The 23,652-nt window shown below is 60.7% G+C and carries 23 protein-coding genes; 5 read left to right on the forward strand and 18 right to left on the reverse strand.

Annotated elements, in window-relative coordinates:
* Position 1: 1 nt before the first annotated feature.
* The 9 genes from ACZCWR_RS30010 to ACZCWR_RS30050 all read right to left on the reverse strand — a co-directional run bounded on the left by ACZCWR_RS30010 (position 2) and on the right by ACZCWR_RS30050 (position 9,588).
* Positions 2-733 (reverse strand): H-NS histone family protein, encoded by a 732-nt coding sequence (locus tag ACZCWR_RS30010; RefSeq protein ID WP_487305302.1) that lies wholly within the window; start codon positions 731-733, stop codon positions 2-4.
* 191 nt (positions 734-924) lie between these two features.
* Positions 925-1,833 carry an SMP-30/gluconolactonase/LRE family protein gene (locus ACZCWR_RS30015; protein ID WP_487305303.1) on the reverse strand — a complete coding sequence of 303 codons (909 nt, stop codon included), beginning with the start codon at positions 1,831-1,833 and terminating at the stop codon, positions 925-927.
* Positions 1,834-1,848: 15 nt separating this feature from the next.
* A complete protein-coding gene (locus tag ACZCWR_RS30020; protein WP_487305304.1) occupies positions 1,849-2,601 on the reverse strand; it encodes an FCD domain-containing protein in 753 nt (250 codons plus the stop codon).
* A gap of 37 nt (positions 2,602-2,638) precedes the next feature.
* On the reverse strand, positions 2,639-3,589 hold the full coding sequence (locus ACZCWR_RS30025) for a 3-hydroxyacyl-CoA dehydrogenase (protein WP_487305305.1): 951 nt from the start codon (positions 3,587-3,589) through the stop codon (positions 2,639-2,641).
* A gap of 13 nt (positions 3,590-3,602) precedes the next feature.
* A complete protein-coding gene (locus ACZCWR_RS30030; RefSeq protein WP_487305306.1) occupies positions 3,603-4,658 on the reverse strand; it encodes an ABC transporter permease in 1,056 nt (351 codons plus the stop codon).
* Positions 4,655-6,175, reverse strand: a complete 1,521-nt coding sequence (locus ACZCWR_RS30035) for a sugar ABC transporter ATP-binding protein (protein ID WP_487305307.1) — start codon at positions 6,173-6,175, stop codon at positions 4,655-4,657. The genes ACZCWR_RS30030 and ACZCWR_RS30035 overlap by 4 nt, the downstream gene beginning before the upstream one ends.
* A gap of 2 nt (positions 6,176-6,177) precedes the next feature.
* Positions 6,178-7,380 (reverse strand): ABC transporter substrate-binding protein, encoded by a 1,203-nt coding sequence (locus tag ACZCWR_RS30040; RefSeq protein ID WP_487305308.1) that lies wholly within the window; start codon positions 7,378-7,380, stop codon positions 6,178-6,180.
* Between the two features lie 120 nt (positions 7,381-7,500).
* Positions 7,501-8,532, reverse strand: a complete 1,032-nt coding sequence (locus ACZCWR_RS30045; protein ID WP_487305309.1) for a lipase secretion chaperone — start codon at positions 8,530-8,532, stop codon at positions 7,501-7,503.
* Between the two features lie 3 nt (positions 8,533-8,535).
* Positions 8,536-9,588, reverse strand: a complete 1,053-nt coding sequence (locus ACZCWR_RS30050) for an esterase/lipase family protein (RefSeq protein ID WP_487306186.1) — start codon at positions 9,586-9,588, stop codon at positions 8,536-8,538.
* Positions 9,589-9,908: 320 nt separating this feature from the next.
* On the opposite strand from ACZCWR_RS30050, the gene ACZCWR_RS30055 reads away from it, so the two are divergent.
* On the forward strand, positions 9,909-10,802 hold the full coding sequence (locus ACZCWR_RS30055) for a LysR substrate-binding domain-containing protein (protein ID WP_487305310.1): 894 nt from the start codon (positions 9,909-9,911) through the stop codon (positions 10,800-10,802).
* An 840-nt stretch (positions 10,803-11,642) separates the two neighbouring features.
* Here the strand turns inward: ACZCWR_RS30055 and ACZCWR_RS30060 are convergent.
* The 9 genes from ACZCWR_RS30060 to leuC all read right to left on the reverse strand — a co-directional run bounded on the left by ACZCWR_RS30060 (position 11,643) and on the right by leuC (position 20,315).
* Positions 11,643-12,566 (reverse strand): SMP-30/gluconolactonase/LRE family protein, encoded by a 924-nt coding sequence (locus tag ACZCWR_RS30060; RefSeq protein WP_487305311.1) that lies wholly within the window; start codon positions 12,564-12,566, stop codon positions 11,643-11,645.
* Between the two features lie 10 nt (positions 12,567-12,576).
* Positions 12,577-13,602 carry an ABC transporter substrate-binding protein gene (locus tag ACZCWR_RS30065; RefSeq protein ID WP_487305312.1) on the reverse strand — a complete coding sequence of 342 codons (1,026 nt, stop codon included), beginning with the start codon at positions 13,600-13,602 and terminating at the stop codon, positions 12,577-12,579.
* A 25-nt stretch (positions 13,603-13,627) separates the two neighbouring features.
* Positions 13,628-14,383, reverse strand: a complete 756-nt coding sequence (locus tag ACZCWR_RS30070) for an SDR family NAD(P)-dependent oxidoreductase (protein WP_487305313.1) — start codon at positions 14,381-14,383, stop codon at positions 13,628-13,630.
* Between the two features lie 45 nt (positions 14,384-14,428).
* Positions 14,429-15,235, reverse strand: coding sequence for an ABC transporter permease (locus ACZCWR_RS30075; protein WP_487305314.1), 807 nt, complete (start codon positions 15,233-15,235; stop codon positions 14,429-14,431).
* Positions 15,216-16,070, reverse strand: coding sequence for an ABC transporter ATP-binding protein (locus ACZCWR_RS30080; RefSeq protein WP_487305315.1), 855 nt, complete (start codon positions 16,068-16,070; stop codon positions 15,216-15,218). The genes ACZCWR_RS30075 and ACZCWR_RS30080 overlap by 20 nt, the downstream gene beginning before the upstream one ends.
* Positions 16,067-17,092, reverse strand: a complete 1,026-nt coding sequence (locus ACZCWR_RS30085; RefSeq protein ID WP_487305316.1) for an ABC transporter substrate-binding protein — start codon at positions 17,090-17,092, stop codon at positions 16,067-16,069. The genes ACZCWR_RS30080 and ACZCWR_RS30085 overlap by 4 nt, the downstream gene beginning before the upstream one ends.
* A gap of 81 nt (positions 17,093-17,173) precedes the next feature.
* Complete coding sequence (leuB, locus tag ACZCWR_RS30090) at positions 17,174-18,241, reverse strand: 3-isopropylmalate dehydrogenase (RefSeq protein ID WP_487305317.1); 1,068 nt, start codon at positions 18,239-18,241, stop codon at positions 17,174-17,176.
* 44 nt (positions 18,242-18,285) lie between these two features.
* A complete protein-coding gene (gene leuD / locus ACZCWR_RS30095; RefSeq protein ID WP_487305318.1) occupies positions 18,286-18,882 on the reverse strand; it encodes a 3-isopropylmalate dehydratase small subunit in 597 nt (198 codons plus the stop codon).
* 2 nt (positions 18,883-18,884) lie between these two features.
* Entirely contained in the window at positions 18,885-20,315 is a 1,431-nt protein-coding gene (gene leuC / locus ACZCWR_RS30100) for a 3-isopropylmalate dehydratase large subunit (protein ID WP_487305319.1), read from the reverse strand.
* Between the two features lie 250 nt (positions 20,316-20,565).
* On the opposite strand from leuC, the gene ACZCWR_RS30105 reads away from it, so the two are divergent.
* Genes ACZCWR_RS30105 through ACZCWR_RS30120 form a run of 4 tightly spaced genes read left to right on the forward strand, consistent with a single transcriptional unit; the run spans position 20,566 to position 23,426 of the window.
* Entirely contained in the window at positions 20,566-21,501 is a 936-nt protein-coding gene (locus ACZCWR_RS30105) for a DnaJ C-terminal domain-containing protein (RefSeq protein ID WP_487305320.1), read from the forward strand.
* A 6-nt stretch (positions 21,502-21,507) separates the two neighbouring features.
* Positions 21,508-21,828 carry a chaperone modulator CbpM gene (locus ACZCWR_RS30110; protein WP_487305321.1) on the forward strand — a complete coding sequence of 107 codons (321 nt, stop codon included), beginning with the start codon at positions 21,508-21,510 and terminating at the stop codon, positions 21,826-21,828.
* A complete protein-coding gene (locus ACZCWR_RS30115; RefSeq protein ID WP_487305322.1) occupies positions 21,812-22,690 on the forward strand; it encodes a dienelactone hydrolase family protein in 879 nt (292 codons plus the stop codon). Before ACZCWR_RS30110 ends, ACZCWR_RS30115 begins: the two co-directional genes overlap by 17 nt.
* A gap of 19 nt (positions 22,691-22,709) precedes the next feature.
* Positions 22,710-23,426 carry a hypothetical protein gene (locus tag ACZCWR_RS30120; RefSeq protein WP_487305323.1) on the forward strand — a complete coding sequence of 239 codons (717 nt, stop codon included), beginning with the start codon at positions 22,710-22,712 and terminating at the stop codon, positions 23,424-23,426.
* Positions 23,427-23,652: the final 226 nt, after the last annotated feature.

Below are 23,652 nucleotides of genomic sequence, written 5' to 3' on the forward strand. Positions count from 1 at the left end.
ATTACGCGGCAGCGACTTCTCCGGCACTGTCTTGTCCAGTTGCCGGAATCGAAATCTCATTCGTGGCGACTTTTTTCACAGCCGCGCGCTTAGCGCCAGTCTTCTTCGCAGCGCCCTTTTTAGCCGCCTGCTTAGCCGTCGGCACACTCTTTTTAGCCGCCGCTTTCTTTACCGTAGCTTTTTTCGCCGCCGTCTTTTTAGCGCTTTTAGCGGGCGCTTTCGTGGAAGCGCTGCCCGCCTTTTCGATCAGATAAGCCGTCCGGTCCTTGACGTCCGCAAGCCACGCCGGCGCACGGCCCCGGCCGCTCCACGTCGCGCCGCTTGCCGGATCTTGGTACATAGGCGCTTGCGGTCCGCGTACATAATTGCCTGCCTTGGGCGCTTTATGAACAACGGCTGTCGAAGCACTGGCTTCGTCAGTCAGAAACTTACTCCGGTCCTTTACATTCGCAATCCATGCAGGCGCGCGCCCGTGACCGGTCCACGTCGCGCCGGTTTTCGGATTCGTATATTTCGCCGCGCTTGCCCGCGTGGTCGATTTTTTCGCAGCGCCTGCCTTGCGGCCCGCACCCGGCTTGCGGAAATGCGAGGCGATATCGTCGGCAGTGAGTCCATGTTTCTTCATAAGACCGTGAATCTTATCGAAGACTGCCGACGATTCTTTCCGGGCAATCGCTTCGGCCTGAGCCTGAAGTTTCGCGATCTTGTCCTGCAATGCTTTTAGCGTGGCCATCTTGTCCTCCAAAATCAGTAATGGTCGAACTATGCCACACTGACCTCTGGAAATACACTCATGACCGAATAAGTTGCAACGAAAAGTATTAGATTTCTTCAGGAAAGAGGCTTACAGGATCGCAAATAAACTCATTGCAGCTTTAATTGGTCTGACATGCGTGAAACGAAACGGGCAACGCGCAGTGGCTTTCACGGCGTCTGAATACCACGCGTATTGAGATAAACCGCGTATAAGCCCGAGGTCGCCGCAATGAAAAGCCGATTGCGCTTCGGCCCGCCAAACGTCACGTTGGCCACGGTTTCGGGCGTCAGAATCTTGCCGAGCAACGTGCCTTGAGAATCGAAGCAATGCACGCCATCGCCTGCGGCCACCCAAAGATTGCCGTCCACATCGAGTCGAAATCCATCGGGAATGCCCGGCTCTATTTCGCAAAACACGCGGCCGTTTTCGAGCCGTCCGCTATCGGTTACATCGAATACGCGGATATGATGCGGCGCATCAGCACCGTGCGAACGTCCGGAATCGGCGATATATAAAAGCCGTTCGTCCGCTGAAAATGCAAGACCATTCGGCTTGGTGAAATCGTCGGTGACTTGCGAAACATGGCCCGTTTCGGGATCGCAGCGATACACATGGCATCCGCCGATCTCGCTTTCCGCCTTGTGTCCTTCGTAATCGGTGAGAATGCCGTAAGGCGGGTCGGTGAACCAGACCGAACCGTCCGATTTGACCACTACATCGTTCGGCGAATTGAGGCGCTTGCCTTCGAAGCGATCCGCCAATACGGTAATGCTGCCATCCGGCTCGGTGCGCGTGACGCGCCGGTTACCGTGCTCGCACGAAACCAGCCGCCCTTGCCGGTCGCGTGTATTGCCATTGGAAAAACCGGAAGGGTAGCGAAACACGGAAACGTTGCCCGTTTCTTCTTCCCAACGCAGCATGCGATTATTGGGAATATCGCTCAGAACCAGATAACGGCCATCCGCGAAATAGACCGGACCTTCCGCCCAACGCATGCCCGTGTGCAAGGTTTCGAGCTGACAGACGGGAATGATGTATTGGGCAAAGCGTTCGTCGAGGGCTTCGAAATAAGGCATGGCGTGTCTCCGTTTTTATGTGTCCGCGCCGCCGGGCGGCTTGGGCTGCTTGCGGCGAACATCCCAGTAAAATGTTTCGACATCCTTCAGATGTTGACGCATCTCCGCTTCGGCACGATCCGCTTCGCGCGCGGCGATGGCATCGAAAATACGGCGATGACAGTCGATGGCGGCATCGAGCGCGTCGTTATGTTGCAGTGACGTATGCCGCTGATCCTGCAACACCGTCAACACGCTGCGATACAGCGCCTTGATAAGCGGATTGTGCGAAAGGCTTGCAATGCCGAAATGGAATGCGTCGTCGGTCGTGGCGAAGGCTTCCTTGTCGTCGCCAGTGGCTTCGTTCTCGCGCAGCAAGCCTTCGAGCACCTTCAGTTCATCGGGTGAATTCCAGCGGCACGCCTCGCGCGCAAGCGCCACTTCAACGAACAAACGTGTCTGCTGAAACTGCTGCATTCCGCGCGGCGTCGAGGCAAAAAGCAGCGCCGCGCCTGAGAGATGTTCCAGCAATTCCATCGGGTCCGGTTCGACCACGCGCGCGCGTTCGCCTGCGCTCACCGAAATGAGGCCCTTCTTGTTCAGCCAGAGCAGCGCCTCGCGCACGGCGGGCCGTCCCACGCCGAAGCGGTCCATCAATTCGCGCTCGGAAGGCAATGCATCGCCGACGCCCACTTCGCCCGAGAGGATCATCGCCTCCAGATGCTGCGCGACCTGATCGAACAGGCGTTGTCGCTTGATGGTGGTATTGGGCGGGGTTGAGCTAGACATGAAAGTGTGTCCGGTGTGAGGCGCAAAACATGCAATGCTACACGCTCTCCTGATCGGCCAGAACCCGGCGTTTCGCGGCGACGAGCGCGGCAAGCACGCGATCACGCCATGCGCGGCGCGCGGGCAAGGCGACGGCTTCGGTCACCTCACGCCGTTGCCGTTCGACCTCGGCGACCAGCGGCGTGCTCCATTCGCGCGGATCGGCCTGCTCCTTCGCGAGTCCGTGATACATCGGTCCGAGATTGCGGCAATACTCGGCCACGCCCTGCTGCGCGTTGAGATCGATGGTTTCGAACGGCCCCATGAAAAACCAGCGCAGACCGAGGCCATCGGCCACGGCTTTATCGACATCGGCGGCGCTGCACAGGCCATCTTCGACCAGACGAAACGCTTCGCCGAGCATCGCGCTTTGCAAGCGGTTGACCACAAAGCCATTGATCTCGCGCGACAAACGAATGGGCGACTGGCCGAGCTTCTCCATCAACGCGGCGGCGCGTTCGACGATAGCCGGATCGGTCCACGGCGCGGGCACGAGTTCGACCAGCGGAATCAGATGCGGCGGATTGATCGGATGCACGACGAGGCAACGCGCGCGGTTCGTCAGATGATCCGTGAATGACGACGCCGGCAAGCCCGATGTCGAACTCGCGAGCACGGTATCGGGCGCGGCGATGGCATCGAGTTGCTTATAGAGTTCGCGCTTGATTTCGAGGCGTTCCGGCGCGCTCTCCTGCACGTAATCCACGCCCGCGAGCGCTTCTTCGAGCGTGGCGCACGGATGCAGCCGCGCGCGAATCTGTTCGAGATCAGCGCGATCGAGCAGCCCGGCATCCGCGAGACTTTCACTGCCGCTCGCCACCGACGCAATGGCCTGTTCGACCGCTTCCGGCCGCGCGTCCCACACCGCGACCTCGAAACCCGCGCGCGCGAACACCAAAGCCCACGACGACCCGACCACACCGCATCCAATGACTGCAATCCGTGACATGTAACCCACTCCCTTATTTCTGTGCATTCGTTTGGCTGGCCGCTTTCACTGCAGCCTTGCGACGGCGGATCGACGCATACACGGACAAGGCGACCGCGACGATCAAAATCCCGCCGTTAAAGAAGTATTCGATGTAGAACGGCGCGCCCAACTGCTGCACGCCCGAAAACGAAAATGCGACGATGAGAATGGCCAGCACCGTGCCGCCGACATTCACGCGCCCCGGTCTGATCGATGTCGCGCCGAGCAGCGACCCGGCGAACGCGGGCAAGAGATATTCCGCGCCGACCGAAGGCGTGCCCGAACGCAGAATGCTTCCGAGCAGCACGCCCGCGACTGCGCACAACAAGCCCGACGCCGCGAACGCGCCGCCGATATAACGCCCGGTGCGCAAGCCCGACAATTCCGCCGCGCGCGCATTCGAGCCGATCACATAAAGACTGCGGCCAATCGGCAAACGCTCCAGCACGATCCACAGCAACACCGCGACCACCGCGACGAAGATCGCGGGCAGCGGCACCACGCCGATGATGCGCGAGAGGTTCGTATAGCCTTCCGGCAAATCGAGCCCGCCGATCTGCTGCCCGCCCGTGTACCAGTTCGACACGCCATAGAGCAGCGAGCCCATGCCCATCGTCGCGATGAAGGAATCGATCTTGAAACGCGTGACGAGGATGCCGTTGAGCGAACCGACCACTAATCCGATCAGAATCACGAGCAAGGCGGCGACCGGCCACGACAGCCCGCCATTCACCTGCAAGCCGACGACCAACACCTGCGCCATGCCGACGTGATAGCCCACCGAAAGATCGAAACGCCCTGTAGCGAGCGGCAGCATCACGGCAAAGGCGAGCAATGCGGTAACAGACTGGCTCGTCAGCAAATTGCCGATATTGCCGCTCGATAAAAACGTGGCGGGCCGCAGACCGAAGAACACCGCGAGCACTAACACGAACACGAACGCCAACCCGTAAGTGGCAACGATGTCGGCAATTTGCCGACGCGGTGGACGAGCGCTTTGCCTCATGGCCGAAGTAGCCGCGACGTTGTTTTCACTTGTACCGTTCATACGTTGTCCAGGGATTGAGCTTCGCTGTGCTGACCGGAGGATGAAGCGGAGATGAGCGCATCCATCGACAAGGCCGCGCCGCCGACTTCCGCCGCCACGCGTCCGCGATCGATCACGAGCACGCGATCGCACACGGCGGCGACTTCCTCCAGATCCGACGACACCACGATCACCGCCGTGTTGTCGGCAGCAGCGGCGCGCAGCATTTGATGAATCGCGAGCTTCGCGCCGATATCGACGCCCGCCGTCGGTTCTTCGAGAATGACCACGCGCGCTTTTGCTTCGAGCCAGCGCGCGAGCACCACTTTCTGTTGATTGCCGCCCGAGAGCCAGTCGATCAGGGAAGCCGGATTGCGCGGACGCACATCGAATTGATCGAGCCGCGCGCGCACCACGTCACGCTCTGCGGACGGACTCGGCGCTTGCCAAAACTTGCGCTTCGCGAGCAGCGGATTGGGGAACAGGTTTTCCGCGAGCGACATGCCCGGAAACGTGCTCTCCCGCATGCGATCACCCGCCAGCAACACGATGCCCGCCTTGATGCGTTCGCGAATGCCATCGTTTGCCGGCAGCGCGCGGCCATCGAGCAGCACGCGACCGGCATCGGCCCTGATCGCGCCGAAGATCGCGCGGCCCGCCGCTTCCTGACCGCCGCCGCGCAGGCCGACCAGACCGAGCACCTGACCGGGACTGGCATCGAAGGACAAGGGGCCTCGGCCTTCCACGGTCAGCGACTCGACGCGCAAGAGCGGCGTGGCGCGCGCGTTTGTATCGTCGCTGCGGTCGGTTTCGATATGCTCGAACGAGCGCCCGAGCATTTGTTCGACGAGCTTATCGACGGTCGTCTTATCGATATCGGTCGTGTGCACGTGCCGCCCATCGCGAAACACCGTCACGCGATCGGCCAGCCCAAACAGTTCGTTCAGCCGGTGCGATACATAAATGATGCTCGTGCCCGCATCGCGCAGACGGCGCACGGCGTCGAACAAACGCTGCGCATCCGCTTCGGGGAGCGCGGCGGTCGGTTCGTCGAGCACCAGCGCGCGCGGCTTGCCCGCCAGACTTCGCACGATGCCGAGAATCGCTTTCTCCGCGAGGCTCAGCGTCACGACAAGCCGCTCCGGGTCGGGCGGCTCGATATCCATCACGGCATAAAGACGCGTGGCGCGGCGCATCACTTCGGGCCAGTCGATCAGCCCGCCTTTGCGCGGATAGCCCGCGATCAGCGCGATGTTCTCGCCGATGGTGAGGTCATCCACGAGCGCCAGATCCTGATGCACGAAAGCGATTGGTAGAGCGTCGGTGGCGGGATCGACCTGCGCGCCATCGAGCAGGAATTCGCCGCCATCGGCCTGATACACGCCCGCCAGAATCTTGATGAAAGTGGATTTGCCCGCGCCGTTCTCGCCGATCAGCGCGTGGATTTCGCCGCGCCGCAGTTCGAACGACGCGGCATCCAGCGCGAGCGCGCCGAAGAAACGCTTGGAGACGCCGCGCGCGGCGAGCAATGCGCTCACGTTCAGCTCCCGCTCGAAGCGCAGGCCGTCTGGGTGCCCTTCCAGATGTTCTGGTAATGACAGGCAAAGCCGTTGCTCGGGATGAACTCGTTGCTCTTGCCGCCTTCCTTGTCTGCGTTGTCCTTGGTGACGAGATACGTCGATTGCACGAACTTCGACGGCTCCTGACCGGCCATTGCGCGCACCACCGAATCGACCGCCTGATAGCCAAACAACGTGCTCGGTTCGGGCACCGTCGCGACTTCGTATTCGCCCTTGCGGATCATGTCGTAGGCGGAGGGCGGGCCATCCGAGCCGACCAGATGCACTTCGTCCGGCTTCACGCCCGATGCGCGCAACGCCGACGCGACATACGGATAGAAGTTGTCGCAGCAGGTCGTGCCCCACCAGCCCTTGCCTTGATTGGCGACGATGCCGGACATCACCGAAGGTATGCGGCGCGTCTGATCGGCAATCGGAATGTTCACCATATCGATGAACTTGCAGCCGCTGCACGACTTGATCGGATCGGTCGCGGCCTGTGCCTTGAAGCGCGCGATTGCAAAGCTGTTGTCGAGGAAGTGCAGTTGTTTAGCTGTGCCGTTCGATTGCGCGATCACGTAAGCGGCCTGCGTCTCGCCGATTTCAGCGGGGTTCGACGAGATATTGTTGAAGAGGCCGAGCTTGGGATCGGGTCCGGGATACGCTGTCGCGTGAATGCCGATCACCGGAATGTTCTGCGCGATGGCCTGCTTGATCGGCACCTGCAAGGCGCTGGCATCCGCCGAGGTCACGATGGCCGCCGGCTTGAGCGACACGGCCTGCTGCATGGCGGCGAGCGTGCCGGTCACGGTGCCCTGCCCGTTCAGCGTGACGGATTTCCAGCCCAGCGACTTGGCCGCTTCATCCACGCCGCGTCCCCAGTTGACGAACGACACATACGACTGATCCGCCGATACATACACGATGGTCTGCGGCGTGGTCGATGCCTTCGGTCCGGTCGTCGGGCCTTTCCACTCGGCCTGTGCCTGCGTGCGCTCCTTCACGATGGCCTTCGCTTCATCGACGCTGATCGACTTGCGGATTTGCGGTTGCGGCCACGCCTCGAACGGCGTCGCGTGCGTCTGCGCGACGGCCGCACCGGTTGCGAAGCCGAGCGCGGCGAGTCCGAGCATTGCCGCGCGACGCCGCCACACGCCGATTCGATGCGCCGTTCCTTGTTTCATGTCGCCCGCCATGAATGTCTCCAGTAGTTATCCGCTCGTCTCGGGAGCGTTCAACTAGTATGACAGGTTGACATGTCGATAGTATGCGGGGTTTCCCGAAGAATGGATTGACGTTGATATTTAGCGGGCGGCTCCATCGAACGAAGCGGCGCGCGACGCCTCTCCTGGTTGAATGAACACGCGCTCGCGCAGTTGTTGGACGCTCTGCGCGCGGTCCTGAGGTGACTGCGCGCTGGCGTCGATCCGAGCGCGCTCGGCGGAGTACGCGTCGTACTTCGCCTGCCACGCGAGATCATCGCGTCGGACCTGCGCGACGCGTTCGGCTGCATCCGCGCCGAGCGTCTGCGTCAGCGAATCGCGCAGTTGCTCGGGCGTTTCGTTCGTGCCTTGCGCACGCGCAACCTCATCGATGGCGGCCTGATCGTGCTTGGCCGCTTCACGTGATGCGCGCTCGTCGGCGGGCAAGGCCTGATCCAGCGCGGCCAGTTCCGCGGCCTTCTCTTGAGCGCTCAGCGACGCGTTCTGCATCAGCGCGATGCGCGCCGCATCGTTACGCTGCACGGCGAGTTCGTGGCCGAAAAACGCGTCCGCCCAATCGCCGAGTTCACGCGTTGCAAGCGCTTCGCGTTGCGTGAGCGCGTTCAGCACGCGCGTGACATCGATCTTTTGCGGCAACGCGGCGTCCGGCTTCGAATCCGACGAAGCGCCCCCCTGTTCGAGATCGCCAATTCCCTTCAAATAAGCTCGATATCGATGCCACACGTCGAGCGCCTCGCCTTGCGCAGGCGTGGCGTCGAGTTGCGCGGCGATCTCGCGCTCGACCAATGCATCCAGCGCCTCGGGCTTCAGATCGCTTTGCGCGTTGAGGCAGTAATCGAAGAAGTCCCGAACGGCACGCACTTTCATCAGCCGGCCGTGTTCATCGAGCGGCAGACGCGGCGCATTCGAACCGGCGAGCGACGTGGGCAGCGCGTGCTGTGCCTCTGTCGAGTCACGGTCATCGATTGCAATCGAAGAAGGCTGAGTCTGTGCGTCTCGAATTATTGCGGGCGTGCGCGCCGGGTTGTCGGCGGAGCGCCAATACCAGACGCCCACCGCCACTGCGCTCAAAATCGCGACGGCGAGACACGTGCGCTGAAACTGCAACGCCATGACTCAAACGCCCGCTGATTTCAATCGATTCGCGTGCGTGCGAATGACCGAAACCGGATCTTCGGCGAAGAAGCCGCGAATGCCCAACAACTGATTGATTTCGTCGATGTGATTCCACTTGTAGCTCGTGCTCAACACCTGACCGTACAGCGAACTGCAAACCGACACGAGGCCATCGTTCGGTCCTGAATTGTGGTTGAGCATGTCCGTGCCGGTCAGGTAGAACACGGGCGTCGTGAAGTCGAGCAGATTGGCGAGATCGAGGAGCGGGAACGTGCTGGTGTCCTGCGCGATCGTCAGGCCGGCCACTTTGCCTATAGGTTGAATGGCCGAGCCGGTCCACGAGTAATACAGTTGACGTGCGCTGCCGACCGTCGCACTCGCCGCGCCCGTCTTGCATGAATTCGGCGCGCCCAGCGCCGCGCTCGGGAAGCGCGTGTTGAAGCCTGCGGTACTCGACGTGGTGAGCGTTTGCAGCGCGAGATTGCTGTCCACATTCGTGCTGTGACTGCTATTGGCGACGATGCCGAACAGGTTGAACACGGTGGTGATGACGGGCGCAAGGATGCCTGTCGGGTCGCCGTTCATCACGCCGAGGAGCGAATCCGCGAATTCCGAACCGCGATGCGGCGTGCCGATCGTCGTCACCGATGCAACGAGGTCCGGCGCGACCGCCGCGACATACCGGCTCGTCAAGCCACCCTGACTGTGGCCCACGAGATTGACCTTGGCCGCGCCCGTCACGGCGAGCACCCGCTTTACCTGAGCGAGCAGTTGTTCACCGCGACCGTTGGGCCCTTCGTCGCTTTGAAAGCCGGACAAGTTGGCGACGTAGACCTTCGCGCCATGCTGCTGCAAGTCACTCTGAATGCCGTACCAATAGTCCACGATGCCGAAGAACTTGTCGGTGCCCATCAGACCGTGGACCAGCACGATGGGATACTTCGTCGCGCCATAGGTGTCGGCGGCGAGCGCCGGGCGCATGATCCCAATCGAGCATAGGGTCATCGCGACAAGCAGAGCGATACGGACCGTGCGTGCACGCAGATGATTCATGACTCTGAGGATGTTTGGCTTGTACATATCCTTTGTTTTCCTTCTTGTGTAATGTGATTTTTGTGGGATTGGGATATTCGTGGATATGGTCCGATCGCCAAATACGATATGTCTTAATTGCAGCATGCGTACCCGCATTTATTACACGTTGCGCCAAAAAACCGTGAGGCACACGCTTCGTACTGCGGATTGAATCGACATCGTGAGTGTCATCGAACGCACTCATGCTTCCACTTCGATCGAAGGCCTGCTTTTCCGGATGCTTGTATTATTTCCGGATACCGGCGCGCGAACCCGGCGTGCCCCTGCCCGGAGACTCGATGCGATTCGATCTGCAATCGTTGAAGCTATTCATCGCCGTGTGCGAGCACGGCAGCATCGCGCGAGCGGCGGAGGCCGAGAATATCGCGCCGTCGGCGTTGAGCAAGCGCATGTCGCATCTCGAAGACACGCTCAAGAACGCGCTGTTCGTGCGCAGCAATAAAGGACTCGAATTGACGACCGCCGCGGCCGCGCTCTTGCAGCACGCGCGGGTGCTGTTGCGCGACATCGCGCAGATGGAAAGTGAGTTGCTCGACCATGCCGAAGGCGTGCGCGGGCAGATTCGGCTGCATGCGAGCCTTTCGACCATCGTTCAGTACATTGCGAATGACATTCGCGTTTTTTTGGATATGCATCCGGGCTTAAGGATCGATTTGCAGGAAAGCCTGAGTCCGGCGGTGGTGCGCGCGGTTTCCGAGAACGCGGCGGATATTGGCGTGTTTGGTGGGACGACGGTCACGACTGGCTTGCAGGTGTTTCCGTATCGCAGTGATCGGCTGGTGGTCATCATGCCGCCTGAACATCCGCTCAGTCGTGAGGAGCGCGTGACGTTTCGTGAAGTGGCGAAGTATCCGCTGGTCGGGCCGCAGGTGGGCAGTTATCTGAATTCACTGGTGCTGCGGGCAGCGGCGGATTTGGATCATCCGCTCAAGCTTTCTATTCGCGTGACCGGGTTTGAGCCGGTGCGTAGCATGGTGGAGGCGCGGCTTGGGATTGGGTTGGTGCCGGAGCATCATGCGGAACGTTATGTTAGTTCGGCTCCGTTGATTGCGGTGCAGTTAGATGAGCCTTGGGCCGAGCGGCATTGGAAAATCTGTGTGCGGGAGGCGGAGTCGTTACCGGTGCCGGTGCAGCTGTTTTTGAAGCATCTGCTTGCGAGTGGTGGGGTTTAGGCCGCTGTTTGTAGCGGGGGTTTTTGTGGTTGCTCTGTCGTGAAAAGGGCTGCTGTTTTTTGGGCTTTTATTGCAGTAGCCGCCTCCCCGGCGGGGGGGTAACTTTCTTTGCTGCTGCAAAGAAAGTCACCAAAGAAAGCAGCTTTTACCCCATGCACGATGGCTGGAAAGGGTGGTCTGGATTAACGATGCAGTGGCCGCAATAGGATGTCCTTCGTTTGCCTAAGCATATGGGCAACCTCGCGATTACGCGCTCCAACTCTCTAGTCTAAGTGGACCGCATTCATTCTTTCGGCCATGCGCTGCGCGCGCCGAGAACATAAGAACGGAATCCCGCAGCGTATGAGCGCCCAGCCTCATCAAACCACATCGCACCCGCCCCATTGGGCCCTACCTCAGTTAGTGCTTCGACGAAACGCGCGTACCGTTGGCTCCAGGCTTTTGTCGAAGTGCTTATCAAGGTAGGGCCGAATAGCAATCTTGCGGGGAAGTGTGAGGTGGCTGGGCGCTTATACCCTGCGGGATTCCGTTCTCAAGTTCTCGGCGCGCGCAGCGCATGGCCGAATGAATGAGCGCGATCCACTAAGTGTTGTTTATTCGAGCGCGTAATCGCGAGGTTGCCTAAGCGGCTCGTTATGCGTGGCAAGTCCTATTGCGGCCACTGCACCGGTTAATCCAGACCAACCCTCTCCAGCCATCGTGCATGGTGTAAAAAGCTGCTTTCTTTGGTGACTTTCTTTGCAGCAGCAAAGAAAGTTACCCCCCCGCCGGGGAGGCGGCTACTGCAATAAAGACACAAACAGCACAAGCCCCTTGCACGACAAAAAAACAAAACCCACATCAAGAATAAGCCAACCTCAACCCAGCCTCCGGCCACAAAAACCACCCCAACCGCCCCGTCCCCGAAAGCGTCACATAAGCCGTCTTCATATCATCACCGCCGAAGCAAATATTAGTCACCATCCCATCCGGCACCATCACCTGACGCAACACCTCGCCGGAAGGCGCAATAACCGTAATGCACCCGGTAACCAGCGTCGCCACGCAAATATTCCCCTCCGCATCCAACGCCAGACTGTCGAACCGCTGGTAACCCGGCAACCCGCAAATCAACCGTCCCCCATGCGGAGAAGGATAAGGATGCTTACGCGCACGCCCCGGCGCATCGAGATCGAACGCCCACAGCCGCGCAGTCTCGGTTTCCGCGACATAGACCACGCGATCATCGGGCGACAAACCCACACCGTTCGCCGTAGTCAACGGATACGCAACTTCGACGATCATCGAGCCATCGGCGCGGCCGTAGTAAAGACCCGCGTGATCGCGGTCGCGCAGCCGGTTCTTGCCGAAGTCGGTGAAATAGAACCCGCCGTCGTGATCGAACACGATGTCGTTGGGACCGCACAGCGGATGATCGCCGCATCGGTCATACAAAGTCGTCAGGATGCCTGAGCGTGGATCGAAGCGCTCGATGCGCCCGCTGCTGTAATGCGGATGCACGCCCGGCCTCGTGCGGTTCAACCCGGCGACCGTGCGAAAGAGAAAACCCCCGTTATTGCAGATGTAAAACGCGCCATCCGGCCCGAGCGCAAGCCCGTTCGGACCGCCATCCACGGTTGCCAGCACGCTCGTCCGTCCATCCGCCGCCACGCGCGTGACCGTTTCACGCTCGATCTCGACGAGCACGACAGAGCCATCGGGCATCGCCACCGGTCCTTCGGGGAACTTGAGACCTTCGGCGAGGATATGCAGATCGCTTTCCATCTCTTTCCTCTCAATGCTTGCCCGCATTCTCGACGAAGCGATTGTCGTATGTCGCCTTCAGATCGATCGACGCATGGCCGATATCAGGATCGAAAGCCGCCAGCACGTCATGCACGGTATGCGCGGCGGCATCGGTCATGAGGCCATCGCGCGAGATGCAGGCCCGCATGTTCGAATAAGCCTTCGCGAACACATCCTTGTCGGCCAATGCATACTGCGAAGGCACCGCTGCCGCGACTTGCTCGGGCGTCGCCTGCGCCATCCAGCGTTCGGCTTCCAGAATGGCGTTCGTCACGGCCTGCACGGTATTGGGATACTTGTTGACGAACTCGCGCGTGCTGTAGATGGACGCCTCAGGATAATCGCCGCCCAGCGTCGCGCGCGTGCCGGCGGGGTCGCGCATCACGGCAAGCGGGAACAGATCGCCGCTGGTTTGCAATACCGTTGCCACGGGATCGTTGCTCATCAGCGCGTCGATCTGTCCGCTTCGAGCAGCGGCAATCGCGCCCGCCGACGAACCCACGCCGATGATCGATACATCGCCCGGCTTCACGCCCGCCTTGTTGAGCAGATAGTTCGCGCCCATGTGAAAGCTCGACCCCGGCGAACTCACGCCAATACGCATGCCCTTCAAATCGGCATACGTCTTCACCTTGTCGTGACTCGCGCGCGTCACGCCGAACACCCAACCGGGACACGAAGCCAGCGTCACGAACGAAACCAGTTGTTGTCCCTTCGCGGCCATCGTGATGGTGTTGGAATACGCGCCCGCCACGATATCGGCGCTGCCGCCCATCATCGCCTGCAATGCCTTCGCGCCGCCGCTGAACACGCCTATTTCAACATCCAGCCCGTTCTGTTTGAAATAGCCACGACTGTCCGCGATAACGAACGGCAGATACGGAAAGCCCACGCCCGCAGCGGCCAAATGAAGTTTCGGCTTCTCCGGTGCAGGCGCCGCGACAACAGCCAACGCATGTGCGAAGGCCGCGCACGCAGCAACCCAAAGCACGATCCGACGCTTAAGCGCTCTCACGATTAGTTGTCTCCTCGAAAGACGATCAATACGTCGCCCGCCCTCCGGACAAATCGAACACCGCGCCCGTGGTGAACGAATTCTCCTCGCTCGCCAGCCACGCGATCATCGCGGCGGCTTCATTGAGTTCGAGAAAGCGATTGCGCGGAATTTTTCCAAGCATGTATTGAATATGCTCGGGTGATTGCTCCATCGCGCCGGGCGTGCGCGCGACGGCAGGCGTCACGCAATTGACCGCGATATCGTGGCTCGCCAGTTCCTTGCCGAGCGACTTCGTCATGGCGATGACCGCCGCCTTCGCCGAGCTATAAGCCGCCGCGTTCGGATTGCCTTCCTTGCCCGCGATCGACGCGACGTTGACGATACGCCCATACTTCTGCGCGATCATATGCGGCGCGACGGCGCGGCAACAGTGAAAAGTACCGTTGATATCGATATCGATCACCTGCTTCCACGCATCGAGCGGATAGTCGATCAAGGTCGCATTCGGTCCGACGATGGCCGCATTATTGATCAGGATATCGATACGATTCGTAGCCTTGATCGTACCTTCGACGGCAGCTTGCACACTCGCATAATCGGCGATATCGACCTGCTCGAAATGCACATCGTGTCCGCGCAAGGCTTCACGCGCCTGTTCGATGCCTGCTGCATTGACATCCCAAATCGCGAGCCGCGCACCGGACGCCAGCAAGCGCTTTCCCACTTCCATCCCGATACCCTGCGCGCCGCCCGTCACCACGGCGACGCGATTTTCCAGATTGATTGCATTGGTCTGCAAAGCTTTATTCCTCGTTCGAAGTTAGCGTCTAGAAAAAGGCGCGGTTCAGGCGTTCGCGGCCACGGTTTCGCCCGCCACGGGACGCCAGCGCAGGAGATGATCCTCGACCATCGACACCGCCGTATCGAGCAACAGCGCGAACACGGTTAGCACCAGAATGCCCGCGATGACCGAGTTGATATCGAACACGCCTTCGGCCAGCAGAATCAGATAACCCACGCCCTTTTCCGAGCCGAGATATTCGCCCACCACGCTGCCCACGAATGCAATGCCGATGGCGTTATGCAAGCTGGAAAAAACCCAGCTCGTCGCCGAAGGTAGATAGACATGGCGCATGAGTTGGCGCGGATTGGCACCGAGCATGCGCGTGTTCGACAACACCGTCGGGCTGACTTCACGCACGCCCTGAAACACGTTGAAGAACACGACGAAGAACACGAGCGTCACACCCAGCGCCACCTTCGACCAGATGCCCAGACCAAACCAGAGCGCGAAGATCGGCGCAAAGATCAGACGCGGCATCGAGTTCATGGCCTTGATGAACGGATCGAATACCACGGCCAGAAACGGACTCAGCGCAAGCCACAACCCGCACGCCAAACCCAGCACCGTGCCGATGACAAACGCCAGCATGGTTTCGACGAGCGTCGTGTACAAATGACGAAACACCGACCCCGTCACAAACCATTCCACGATGCGTTTCGCCACGCCCACCGGATCGCCGAAAAAGAACGGCGACAACCATTTCTGATGCGTGCCGATCCACCACAGAAACAGGACACCGAACAATATCGCCAGTCGCGCAACCAATACGGTTGCGCGATTGTTTGCATCAAACGCGGTTGCGCTCATAGCTTTTCTGGACCTCGCCTCGAAGCACATCCCAAATCTGGGTATGCAGTTGCAGGAAACGCTGCGTCATGCGAATTTCCGACATCTCACGCGGACGTTCGAGATCGATCCTGAACTCCGCGATCGGCCGCGTGCCCGGCCCCGCCGACAACACGATCACGCGGTCCGACAGCGAGATGGCTTCTTCGAGATCGTGCGTGACGAACATCACGGACTTGCGATCCTGCGACCACAGCTTCAGCAGTTCGTTTTCCATGAGATGCCGCGTCTGAATGTCCAGCGCGCTGAACGGCTCATCCATCAAAATGATGCGTGGATTCAGCGCAAGCGCCTGCGCCAGTCCCGCGCGCTTGCGCATGCCGCCCGACATCTGATGCGGATATTTCTTGCCGTGCCCCTGCAATCCCACGCGCGTAAGCCACTCGCGCGCCACGTTCAATGCTTCTTCTTTCGGCGTGCCGCGAAAGATCAGCCCGATCGCGATATTGTCCTCGGCCGTTTTCCACGGCATGAGCGCATCGACCTGAAAGAGATACGCGGCCTGCGTGTTGAGGCCGTTCGTGAGCTTCTTGCCGAACACGCTCAGGCTGCCCGACGAAGGCCGCGTTAAACCCGCGGCAACGTTGAGCAAGGTGGATTTGCCGCAGCCGGTCGGCCCGACAATGGAAACGAATTCTCCATCGCCAATGGTCAGATTGCTCTCCGACACCGCCGTGTACGTCTGCGCCTTCTTGCCGTTACCCGCAAACGTGCAGGTGACGTTCTCGAAACGCAGGGCTTCGCGCATTTCGCTTGGCGGACTCGCGACCGGATTGCTCAGGACTGCCGTGCTCATGGCTGAATCTCCGCTGCCTTCTTGACGAAGCGGTTGTCATAGGTCGAAGCAAGATCGATCTTCGCCGATGCCACCGCCGGATCGAAAGCCGCCAGCACTTCGCGCACCGTCTGCGCGCCCTTGGCCGTGATCTCGCCGTTCTGCGCGATACACCGGCGGCTGTTCGTGAACGCCTCGGCATAGAGCGCCTTGTTGTCGCCGAGATATTCGGGCGCCACGTTATCCGCGACCTGCTGCGGCGTAGCCTTGGCGATCCACTTCTCCGCGCGCACGATCGCATTCGCGACGGCTTGCACCGTCTTGGGATTCTTGTCGACGAATTCTTTCGTGGAGAACAGGCTGGACTCCGGATAATCGGAGCCGAAGACCTTCACGTTGCCGTCTGCCGTGCGCATGTTTTCGAGCGGCGTCAAACTGCCGTCTTTGGTCAGGATGGTGGCGCTCGGATCGTTGACGATCAATGCATCGATCTGCCCCGCGCGCACCGCCGCCACCGCGCCCGCTGCCTGACCCACGCCGATGATCGACACGTCCGAAGATTGCAAGCCCGCCTTGTGCAGAATGTAGTTGACCGCCATGTGCGTGCTGGACCCCGGCGCGCTCACGCCGATCCGCATGCCCTTCAGGTCCTTCACCGACTTCACCTCGCCCTGGCGCTTCTGCGACACGCCGAAGATCCATCCCGGACAGATCACTTGCGCCGCGACCACCACGAGATGCTGGCCCTTGGTCGCCATCGTGATGGTGTTCGAATACGCGCCCGCCACCATGTCGGAGCTTCCGCCGAGCAGCGCTTCGAGTGTTTTCGAGCCGCCCGAGAATCCGGCGATGGTCACGTCCAGCCCTTCGTCCTTGAAGTAGCCGCGTTGCTTGGCGACGAGCATCGGCAGATACGTGATGCCGACGGACGCCGCCGCGATATGCAGCTCCGGTTTTTCAGGCACATCCTTGGCATTAACCGCGACAGACCCGCAGGCAAACCCAAACGCGGTGACCAGCGCGACGGCGAATTTCAGCTTCATGGTTGTCTCCTCCCTTTATAGGGATTGTTCGATGCACGAGTGTGTGCTCGTGCGCCTTTCTTATCTACTCTAACGCTAAACCTAAGCCTGCTTACGTAATGCCTCGACCACGGCATCGCCCATATCGCGCGTACCGACGCAGCGCATGCCTTCCTGCTGAATATCCGCTGTACGATAACCCGCCGCCAGCACCGCGCGCACGGCCTGTTCGATACGGCGTGCATCGTCTTCGCGCTCGAAGCTCTCGCGCAGCAGCATCGCAAGAGACAAAATGGCGGCAAGCGGATTGGCGATGTCCTTGCCCGCGATATCCGGTGCCGAGCCATGCACCGGCTCGTACAGCCCCTTGCGGTTATAGCCCAGCGAAGCCGAAGGCAACATGCCGATGGAACCGGTCAGCATGGCCGCCGCATCCGAGAGAATGTCGCCGAACAGATTGCCGGTGACCATGACATCGAATGATTTGGGGCGACGCATCAGCATCATCGCGGCGGCGTCCACGAAAAGATGGCTGAGTTCGACGTCCGGATAATCCTTGCCGACCCGCGTCACCACTTCGCGCCACAACTGGCTCGCTTCAAGGACATTGGCCTTATCCACCGAGCAAAGTTTGTGATGACGACGCCGCGCGGCACCGAACGCCGCATGCGCCACGCGCTCCACTTCGGATTCCGAATAACGCATGGTGTTGAAGCCGACGCGCTCGCCTGCCTGATTGGTTTCGAAGCCGCGCGGCTGGCCGAAGTAAGCATCGCCGTTCAACTCGCGCACGATCACGATATCGAGTCCATCGACCACTTCAGGGCGCAAGGTCGATGCGCCGATCAGTTCCGGAAACATATACGCCGGGCGGAAATTCGCATAGAGCGTCAGCGCTTCGCGCAATTGCAGCAGCCCCGTTCCCGGACGATGTTCACGCGGGATATCGGCTTCATCGGCCACGCCGACTGCGCCGAACAGAATCGCATCCGCCTTGCGCGCGAGGTCGAGCGTCGGTGCGGGCAGCGGCACGCCGTGCGCCTGAATGCCGGCGTCGCCAATCGGCGCTTCCTGCGTTTCCGCCTGAGGCGCCACGACTTGCAGCACCTTCAACGCTTGCGCGACAACTTCGGGGCCGATTCCATCACCGGGCATGACTGCAATCTTCATCTGGTATCTCCGTGGTTTTTATCGAAATTGAAAGGCGTGGACCGTCAATACAATTCGGCGCGGTTGCGCTCGAATTCATCGATCCGGTCTCGATGGGAAAGCGTGTAGTCGATCTCGTCCATGCCGCGCAGCAGGCAATCCTTCGCGAATGGCTCCATGTCGAAGGCATGCGTGGAGCCATCGGGCAAGGTCACGGTCTGCGAAGGCAAATCGACGGCGATGCGGCTTCCCGGTTGCGTCGACAAGATATCGAGCAACGGCAACACCACGGCCTCGGGCAAGACGATCGGCAGCAGTCCGTTCTTCAGGCAATTGATGAAGAAGATATCGCCGAAGCTCGGCGCGATGGCCGCGCGAATACCGTAGTCGTACAGCGCCCAGACCGCGTGCTCGCGCGACGAACCGCATCCGAAGTTATGGTTGGCGACGACAATGCGTGCCTCGCGAAACGGCGCGCGATTCAGCACGAAGTCCGGGTTTTCCGCACCGTCCGCTCCGAAGCGCAGCGCACGAAACAGGAACTGGCCGAAGTCGTCGGAGCGCGGTTTTTGCAGGAAGCGCGCAGGCAGAATTTGATCCGTGTCGCAGTTGATCGCGACAATCGGCACCGCTGCCGATTCGAGAAAGCTCAGGCTTTCCATGGTCAGGCTCCCAGGAGACGGCGTACATCGGTGAGATGCCCGGTCACCGCGGCCGCTGCCGCCATCGCCGGACTCATCAGATGCGTGCGCACGCCCGGCCCCTGACGGCCAACAAAATTTCGATTCGATGTCGAAGCACAACGCTGACCCGGCGCGGCGATATCGCCGTTGGTGGCGAGACACATCGAGCAGCCGGGAAAGCGCCACTGAAAGCCCGCTTCCGTGAACACGCGGTCCAGCCCTTCGGCCTCGGCCTGCGCGCGCACTTCGTGCGATCCCGGCACCACCCACGCCTCCACGCCCGGCGCGATATGACGTCCGCGCGCGACTTGCGCCGCGCTGCGCATATCCTCGATGCGACCATTGGTACACGAGCCGATGAACACGCGGTCGATCGCGACGCCTTCCAGCGCTTCGTTCGGCGCGAGTCCCATGTAGTCGAGCGCACGCGACATCGCGGCGCGCGCATCGGTGTCCGTTTGCTGCGTCGGGTCGGGCACGCGATGGTCGATGGCACACGCGTAACCGGGCGTGGTGCCCCATGTCACCATCGGGGCAATCCCGGATACGTCGATATGCACTTCGCGTTCGAACGATGCACCTTCGTCCGTGAACAAGGTCCGCCAGTACGCCAGCGCGCGGTCCCACTTGTCGCCTGCCGGTGCGAATTCGCGTCCGGCGAGATAGTCGAACGTGGTGGCATCCGGCGCGATCATTCCCGCGCGGCCGCCCGCTTCGATGGTCATGTTGCACAGCGTCAACCGGCCTTCCATCGACAAACCTTCAATGGCGCTGCCCGCATATTCGATGACATGCCCCGTCGCGCCCGCCACGCCAATGTGCGCGATCACCGCCAGAATCAGATCCTTCGCGGTCACGCCCGGTCCCGGCGTGCCGTCGAGCGTCACGCGCATGTTGCGCGATTTGCGCTGCCACAGACATTGCGTCGCGAGCACATGCGCCACTTCCGTCGCGCCGATGCCGAACGCCAGCGCGCCCATCGCGCCATGCGTGGACGTGTGGCTGTCGGCGCAGACCACGCTCATGCCGGGCAGGCTCAAACCCTGCTCCGGTCCGACGACATGCACGATGCCGCGCCGCGAATCGATCATGTCGAACAAGGTAATGCGCGATTCGGCGGCGTCGCGCTGCAGCGCTTCGATCATGCCGCGACGTTCGCCGTCGGTCACCGCATCGATATCGTTCGCCGTGCTGGAAACGTAGTGATCCGGCGTGCCGAAGATGCGCTCGGGCGAGCGTGGACTAAGCCCGCGCTGGCGCAGCAGGTCGAAGGATTGCGCGGTGACATCGTGAATGTAGTGACGGTCGATGAACAGAAGGTCCTGTCCATCGTCGCGGGACATCACCCGATGACTGTCCCAGATCTTGTCGTAAAGCGTGCGTGGGGCGTCGCTGCCCTGTTCGAGTGGCATGGCGGGGTCTCACTCCGTTTATTGTGTGCTGCGGCATGCCTGGCCGCGCAGTTTCGCCGCCGGTTGCCGTGGAAAACATCATGCAACAGGCCGCCGCGCTTGTACGTGACCATTTGGCAAGGCACCATCGCGGTTCGCGATGATGGACGCAAGCCTTGCCGCAGATGCTTGTATAGTGTTTCCAGATACCGGCGCGCGAACCACCGGCGTGCCCCTACCCTTAACCGATCGAACGGAAGGTGCGGGAACGATGAAATACAAGGACTATTACGCCGTCATGGGCGTGCCGCGAACGGCGACGGAAGCGGAGATCAAGACCGCTCATCGCAAGCTGGCGCGCAAATATCATCCTGACCTGAACAAAGAGGCCGACGCCGAGGCGCGCTTCAAGGAAGTGGGCGAGGCGTATCAGGTTTTGAAAGACCCGGAAAAGCGCGCCGCCTTCGATGCGCTCGGCACCGGCCTCAAAGATGGCGATGAAATCCGTCCGCGTTCCGATGTCGGCGATGGCTTCGAATATCGCGGCAGCGGCGGTGCCGATGCGCCCGACGCCGACGATTTCTTCAGCGATCTTTTCGGCACGCGGGCGAGACATGCATCGCGTGCGCGCGCACCGGAATGGCCGGGCGAGGATCATCACGCGCGGGTGTCCGTCAGTCTCGAAGATGTCTATAACGGCGCGCAGCGAACCTTCAAGCTGCAAATGCCCGTCATCGACGAACAAGGACATGTGAGCTACGAAACGCGCACGCTCGATGTATCGATACCGAAAGGCATTCTCGATGGCCAGCGTCTGCGGCTCGCGGGTCAGGGCGGCGCGGGATTGGGCAACGCCCCGCGCGGTGATCTCTATCTGGAAGTGACGCTGGACGAGCACAAGCGCTATCGCGTGGAAGGGCGCGACGTGACCATCGAGCTTCCGCTCGCGCCGTGGGAAGCGGCGCTCGGTGCGGAAGTCATCGTGCCGACGCCTTCGGGCGATGTCACGGTGACGGTTCCGGCCGGGTCCGCCGCGGGCCGTCGATTGAGACTGCGTGGACGCGGCATTCCCGGCAATCCGCCCGGCGACTTTTACGTGATGCTGGGCATCGTGCTGCCGTCCGCCGATACCGATGCCAAAAAGGCCGCCTACATCGCCATGCGCGATGCGTTCCAATTCGATCCGCGCGCGCATTTTTACGGGTGATTCATCATGAACGAAAACCAGTCTGTCTATCTTCAGGGCGAGATCGTCGAGGAACGCATGGAGTTCACGTTCGTCGAGTTGTGCCGCGTGACGGGTGCATCCGCCGATGATCTCGCGCGCTGGGTCGAAGAAGGCGCGTTCGAGCCGCAAGGCGCGCGCCGCGAGGAATGGCGCTTCAGCGGCACCTGCGTGCGCCGAGTGATGACCGCGCAACGGCTGACGACCGATCTCGAAGTGAATGCACCGGGCGTCGCGCTCGCGTTGGATTTGCTCGATCAGATCGATGCGTTGCGCCAAAGGCTTGCGCGTCATGGCGAGCGGATTTGAGCGCGTGCGCGGCTTGCTCTTGTTCTTGCTGTTGTGCTTTTTTGGCTCGCACGCCTTCGCGCAGACCAAGGTGCATTTTCCCTCGGCCGATGCTTCGGAACTCGACGGCTATCTGTTCAAAGCCGATGGCGCAGGACCGCATCCGGCCATCGTCTTTTTGCATGGATGCTCGGGCTTGTTCAATCGTCATTCGGGCAAGATCAACGCGCGCGAGATCGACTGGGCCGCGCGCTTCAATGCGCTTGGCATCACGGTGTTGATGGTGGATAGCCTCGGGCCGCGTCATCATGGCCGAATGTGCGCGCCTGCCGAATTCGATCGCGCGATCTATCACGACAGAGAACGTGACGCTTTCGCGGCGCTGCTTTATCTGCAAGGCTTGCCGGATATTCGAGCCGACCGGATAGCACTCGTCGGTTGGTCGCAAGGCGGCGGCGCATTGCTCAATGCGATTCGTGCTTCGAGTCCGGCGCGGCCTGCGAATCTTTCGCACGCGGATTTCCGCGCGGCGGTCGCGTTTTATCCCGCCAGTTGCCGACGCTCGCAGCAAGGTGCGCAATGGTCCAGTCCCACGCCCTTGTTGGTGCTGCTCGGCGGAAAGGATGTCTGGATTCCGCTGCAACCTTGCGAAGATTTGATGAGTTCGCCCGCGCCCGGAAGCGTGGTCGATATGCATGTCTACGCGAACGCGTATCACGATTTCGACTGGCCGAACATGGCGGTGCATGAAGCGCCTGCTTTCACGACTAAGACTGGCGTCGTGCCGATAGAAGGCACCGACCCGGAAGCGCGACGCGATGCGCAAGCACGTGTCACGGGTTTCCTCTCGGCTTATCTTCTGGACGCGACGCAAGCCAATTGAGCACCGCTACAATCCCGCGATGAACGCCTCCTCGACTGCATTTTTCTTAAGCGGCGACACGCTCCGCAGCCGGTCCGTCAGCGACATCGTTTTATCCGGCACGTTAGATATTCCCGTGCCTCCCGCATCGCTTCTTGCAGACTGGCAGAGAGAGACTTCGGTGCGGCTCGATCTGGAGCCGGGAGATGTCGAGACCATGCCGTTTGCAAGAACGCGTATGCGCTGGCCGGACTATAAGCGCAGCGTGCAGGCGCTTTATGACTGGACGCATGCGCTCGGCCTGCCCGATGTGCTTGCGTCGAGCGATGTGGCGCTGATGGCCTGCCGTGGGGCGCGATATCACCATGACGGGGAGCAATACGGCGGCGCGGCTTTTTGCAATCTCTTTCTGAGTGAAGACCGGGGATTGGATGTGGTCTTTCCGGCGACGGGTCGTCGCATTCCTCTTAGGCGGGGAACTGCGCTTATCTTCGATACTTGCCAGCCGCATGGCGTCGTTCGACGCGGACGCGATCGCTTCGATGTAGCGGACTTTTCTTTGGATCAGGATTTCGTTCAGATATTTTTAACTTGGGAACTTGCTATTGAAAATGTCCACGTCGGGCGGGTGCTTGATGTTGCTTTTGATATCGATCGTATTACTGCGGCGCGGATTGATGGAGAGCATGTTCGTGTGAATGGCGTAGCCGCGAATGTGTGTCCGGAGACGGGGCGTTGGTTGTCGTCGCTCGCGTGAATGTTTTGCTAGTAGCGCTCGGTTTGGATTTTGTTGTTTTCTCTCGTGCAAAGGGCTGCTGTTGGTTGTGCTTTATATTCAGTAGCCGCCTCCCCGGCGGGGGGGTAACTTTCTTTGCTGCTGCAAAGAAAGTCACCAAAGAAAGCAGCTTTTTACCCCTCCGCACGCTGGCTGGAAAGTGTTGGTCTGGATTAACTGATACCGTGGCCGCAATAGGACTTTCCAC

It is taken from the genome of Caballeronia sp. A2-2 (genome assembly GCF_057612605.2).

Coding starts and splice junctions, on each gene's coding strand:
- ACZCWR_RS30010 (WP_487305302.1), bottom strand. CDS start 733: ATGGCCACGCTAAAAGCATTGCAGGACAAGATCGCGAAACTTCAGGCT.
- ACZCWR_RS30015 (WP_487305303.1), bottom strand. CDS start 1,833: ATGCCTTATTTCGAAGCCCTCGACGAACGCTTTGCCCAATACATCATT.
- ACZCWR_RS30020 (WP_487305304.1), bottom strand. CDS start 2,601: ATGTCTAGCTCAACCCCGCCCAATACCACCATCAAGCGACAACGCCTG.
- ACZCWR_RS30025 (WP_487305305.1), bottom strand. CDS start 3,589: ATGTCACGGATTGCAGTCATTGGATGCGGTGTGGTCGGGTCGTCGTGG.
- ACZCWR_RS30030 (WP_487305306.1), bottom strand. CDS start 4,658: ATGAACGGTACAAGTGAAAACAACGTCGCGGCTACTTCGGCCATGAGG.
- ACZCWR_RS30040 (WP_487305308.1), bottom strand. CDS start 7,380: ATGAAACAAGGAACGGCGCATCGAATCGGCGTGTGGCGGCGTCGCGCG.
- ACZCWR_RS30045 (WP_487305309.1), bottom strand. CDS start 8,532: ATGGCGTTGCAGTTTCAGCGCACGTGTCTCGCCGTCGCGATTTTGAGC.
- ACZCWR_RS30050 (WP_487306186.1), bottom strand. CDS start 9,588: ATGAATCATCTGCGTGCACGCACGGTCCGTATCGCTCTGCTTGTCGCG.
- ACZCWR_RS30055 (WP_487305310.1), top strand. CDS start 9,909: ATGCGATTCGATCTGCAATCGTTGAAGCTATTCATCGCCGTGTGCGAG.
- ACZCWR_RS30060 (WP_487305311.1), bottom strand. CDS start 12,566: ATGGAAAGCGATCTGCATATCCTCGCCGAAGGTCTCAAGTTCCCCGAA.
- ACZCWR_RS30075 (WP_487305314.1), bottom strand. CDS start 15,235: ATGAGCGCAACCGCGTTTGATGCAAACAATCGCGCAACCGTATTGGTT.
- ACZCWR_RS30080 (WP_487305315.1), bottom strand. CDS start 16,070: ATGAGCACGGCAGTCCTGAGCAATCCGGTCGCGAGTCCGCCAAGCGAA.
- ACZCWR_RS30085 (WP_487305316.1), bottom strand. CDS start 17,092: ATGAAGCTGAAATTCGCCGTCGCGCTGGTCACCGCGTTTGGGTTTGCC.
- leuB (WP_487305317.1), bottom strand. CDS start 18,241: ATGAAGATTGCAGTCATGCCCGGTGATGGAATCGGCCCCGAAGTTGTC.
- leuD (WP_487305318.1), bottom strand. CDS start 18,882: ATGGAAAGCCTGAGCTTTCTCGAATCGGCAGCGGTGCCGATTGTCGCG.
- leuC (WP_487305319.1), bottom strand. CDS start 20,315: ATGCCACTCGAACAGGGCAGCGACGCCCCACGCACGCTTTACGACAAG.
- ACZCWR_RS30105 (WP_487305320.1), top strand. CDS start 20,566: ATGAAATACAAGGACTATTACGCCGTCATGGGCGTGCCGCGAACGGCG.
- ACZCWR_RS30110 (WP_487305321.1), top strand. CDS start 21,508: ATGAACGAAAACCAGTCTGTCTATCTTCAGGGCGAGATCGTCGAGGAA.
- ACZCWR_RS30115 (WP_487305322.1), top strand. CDS start 21,812: ATGGCGAGCGGATTTGAGCGCGTGCGCGGCTTGCTCTTGTTCTTGCTG.
- ACZCWR_RS30120 (WP_487305323.1), top strand. CDS start 22,710: ATGAACGCCTCCTCGACTGCATTTTTCTTAAGCGGCGACACGCTCCGC.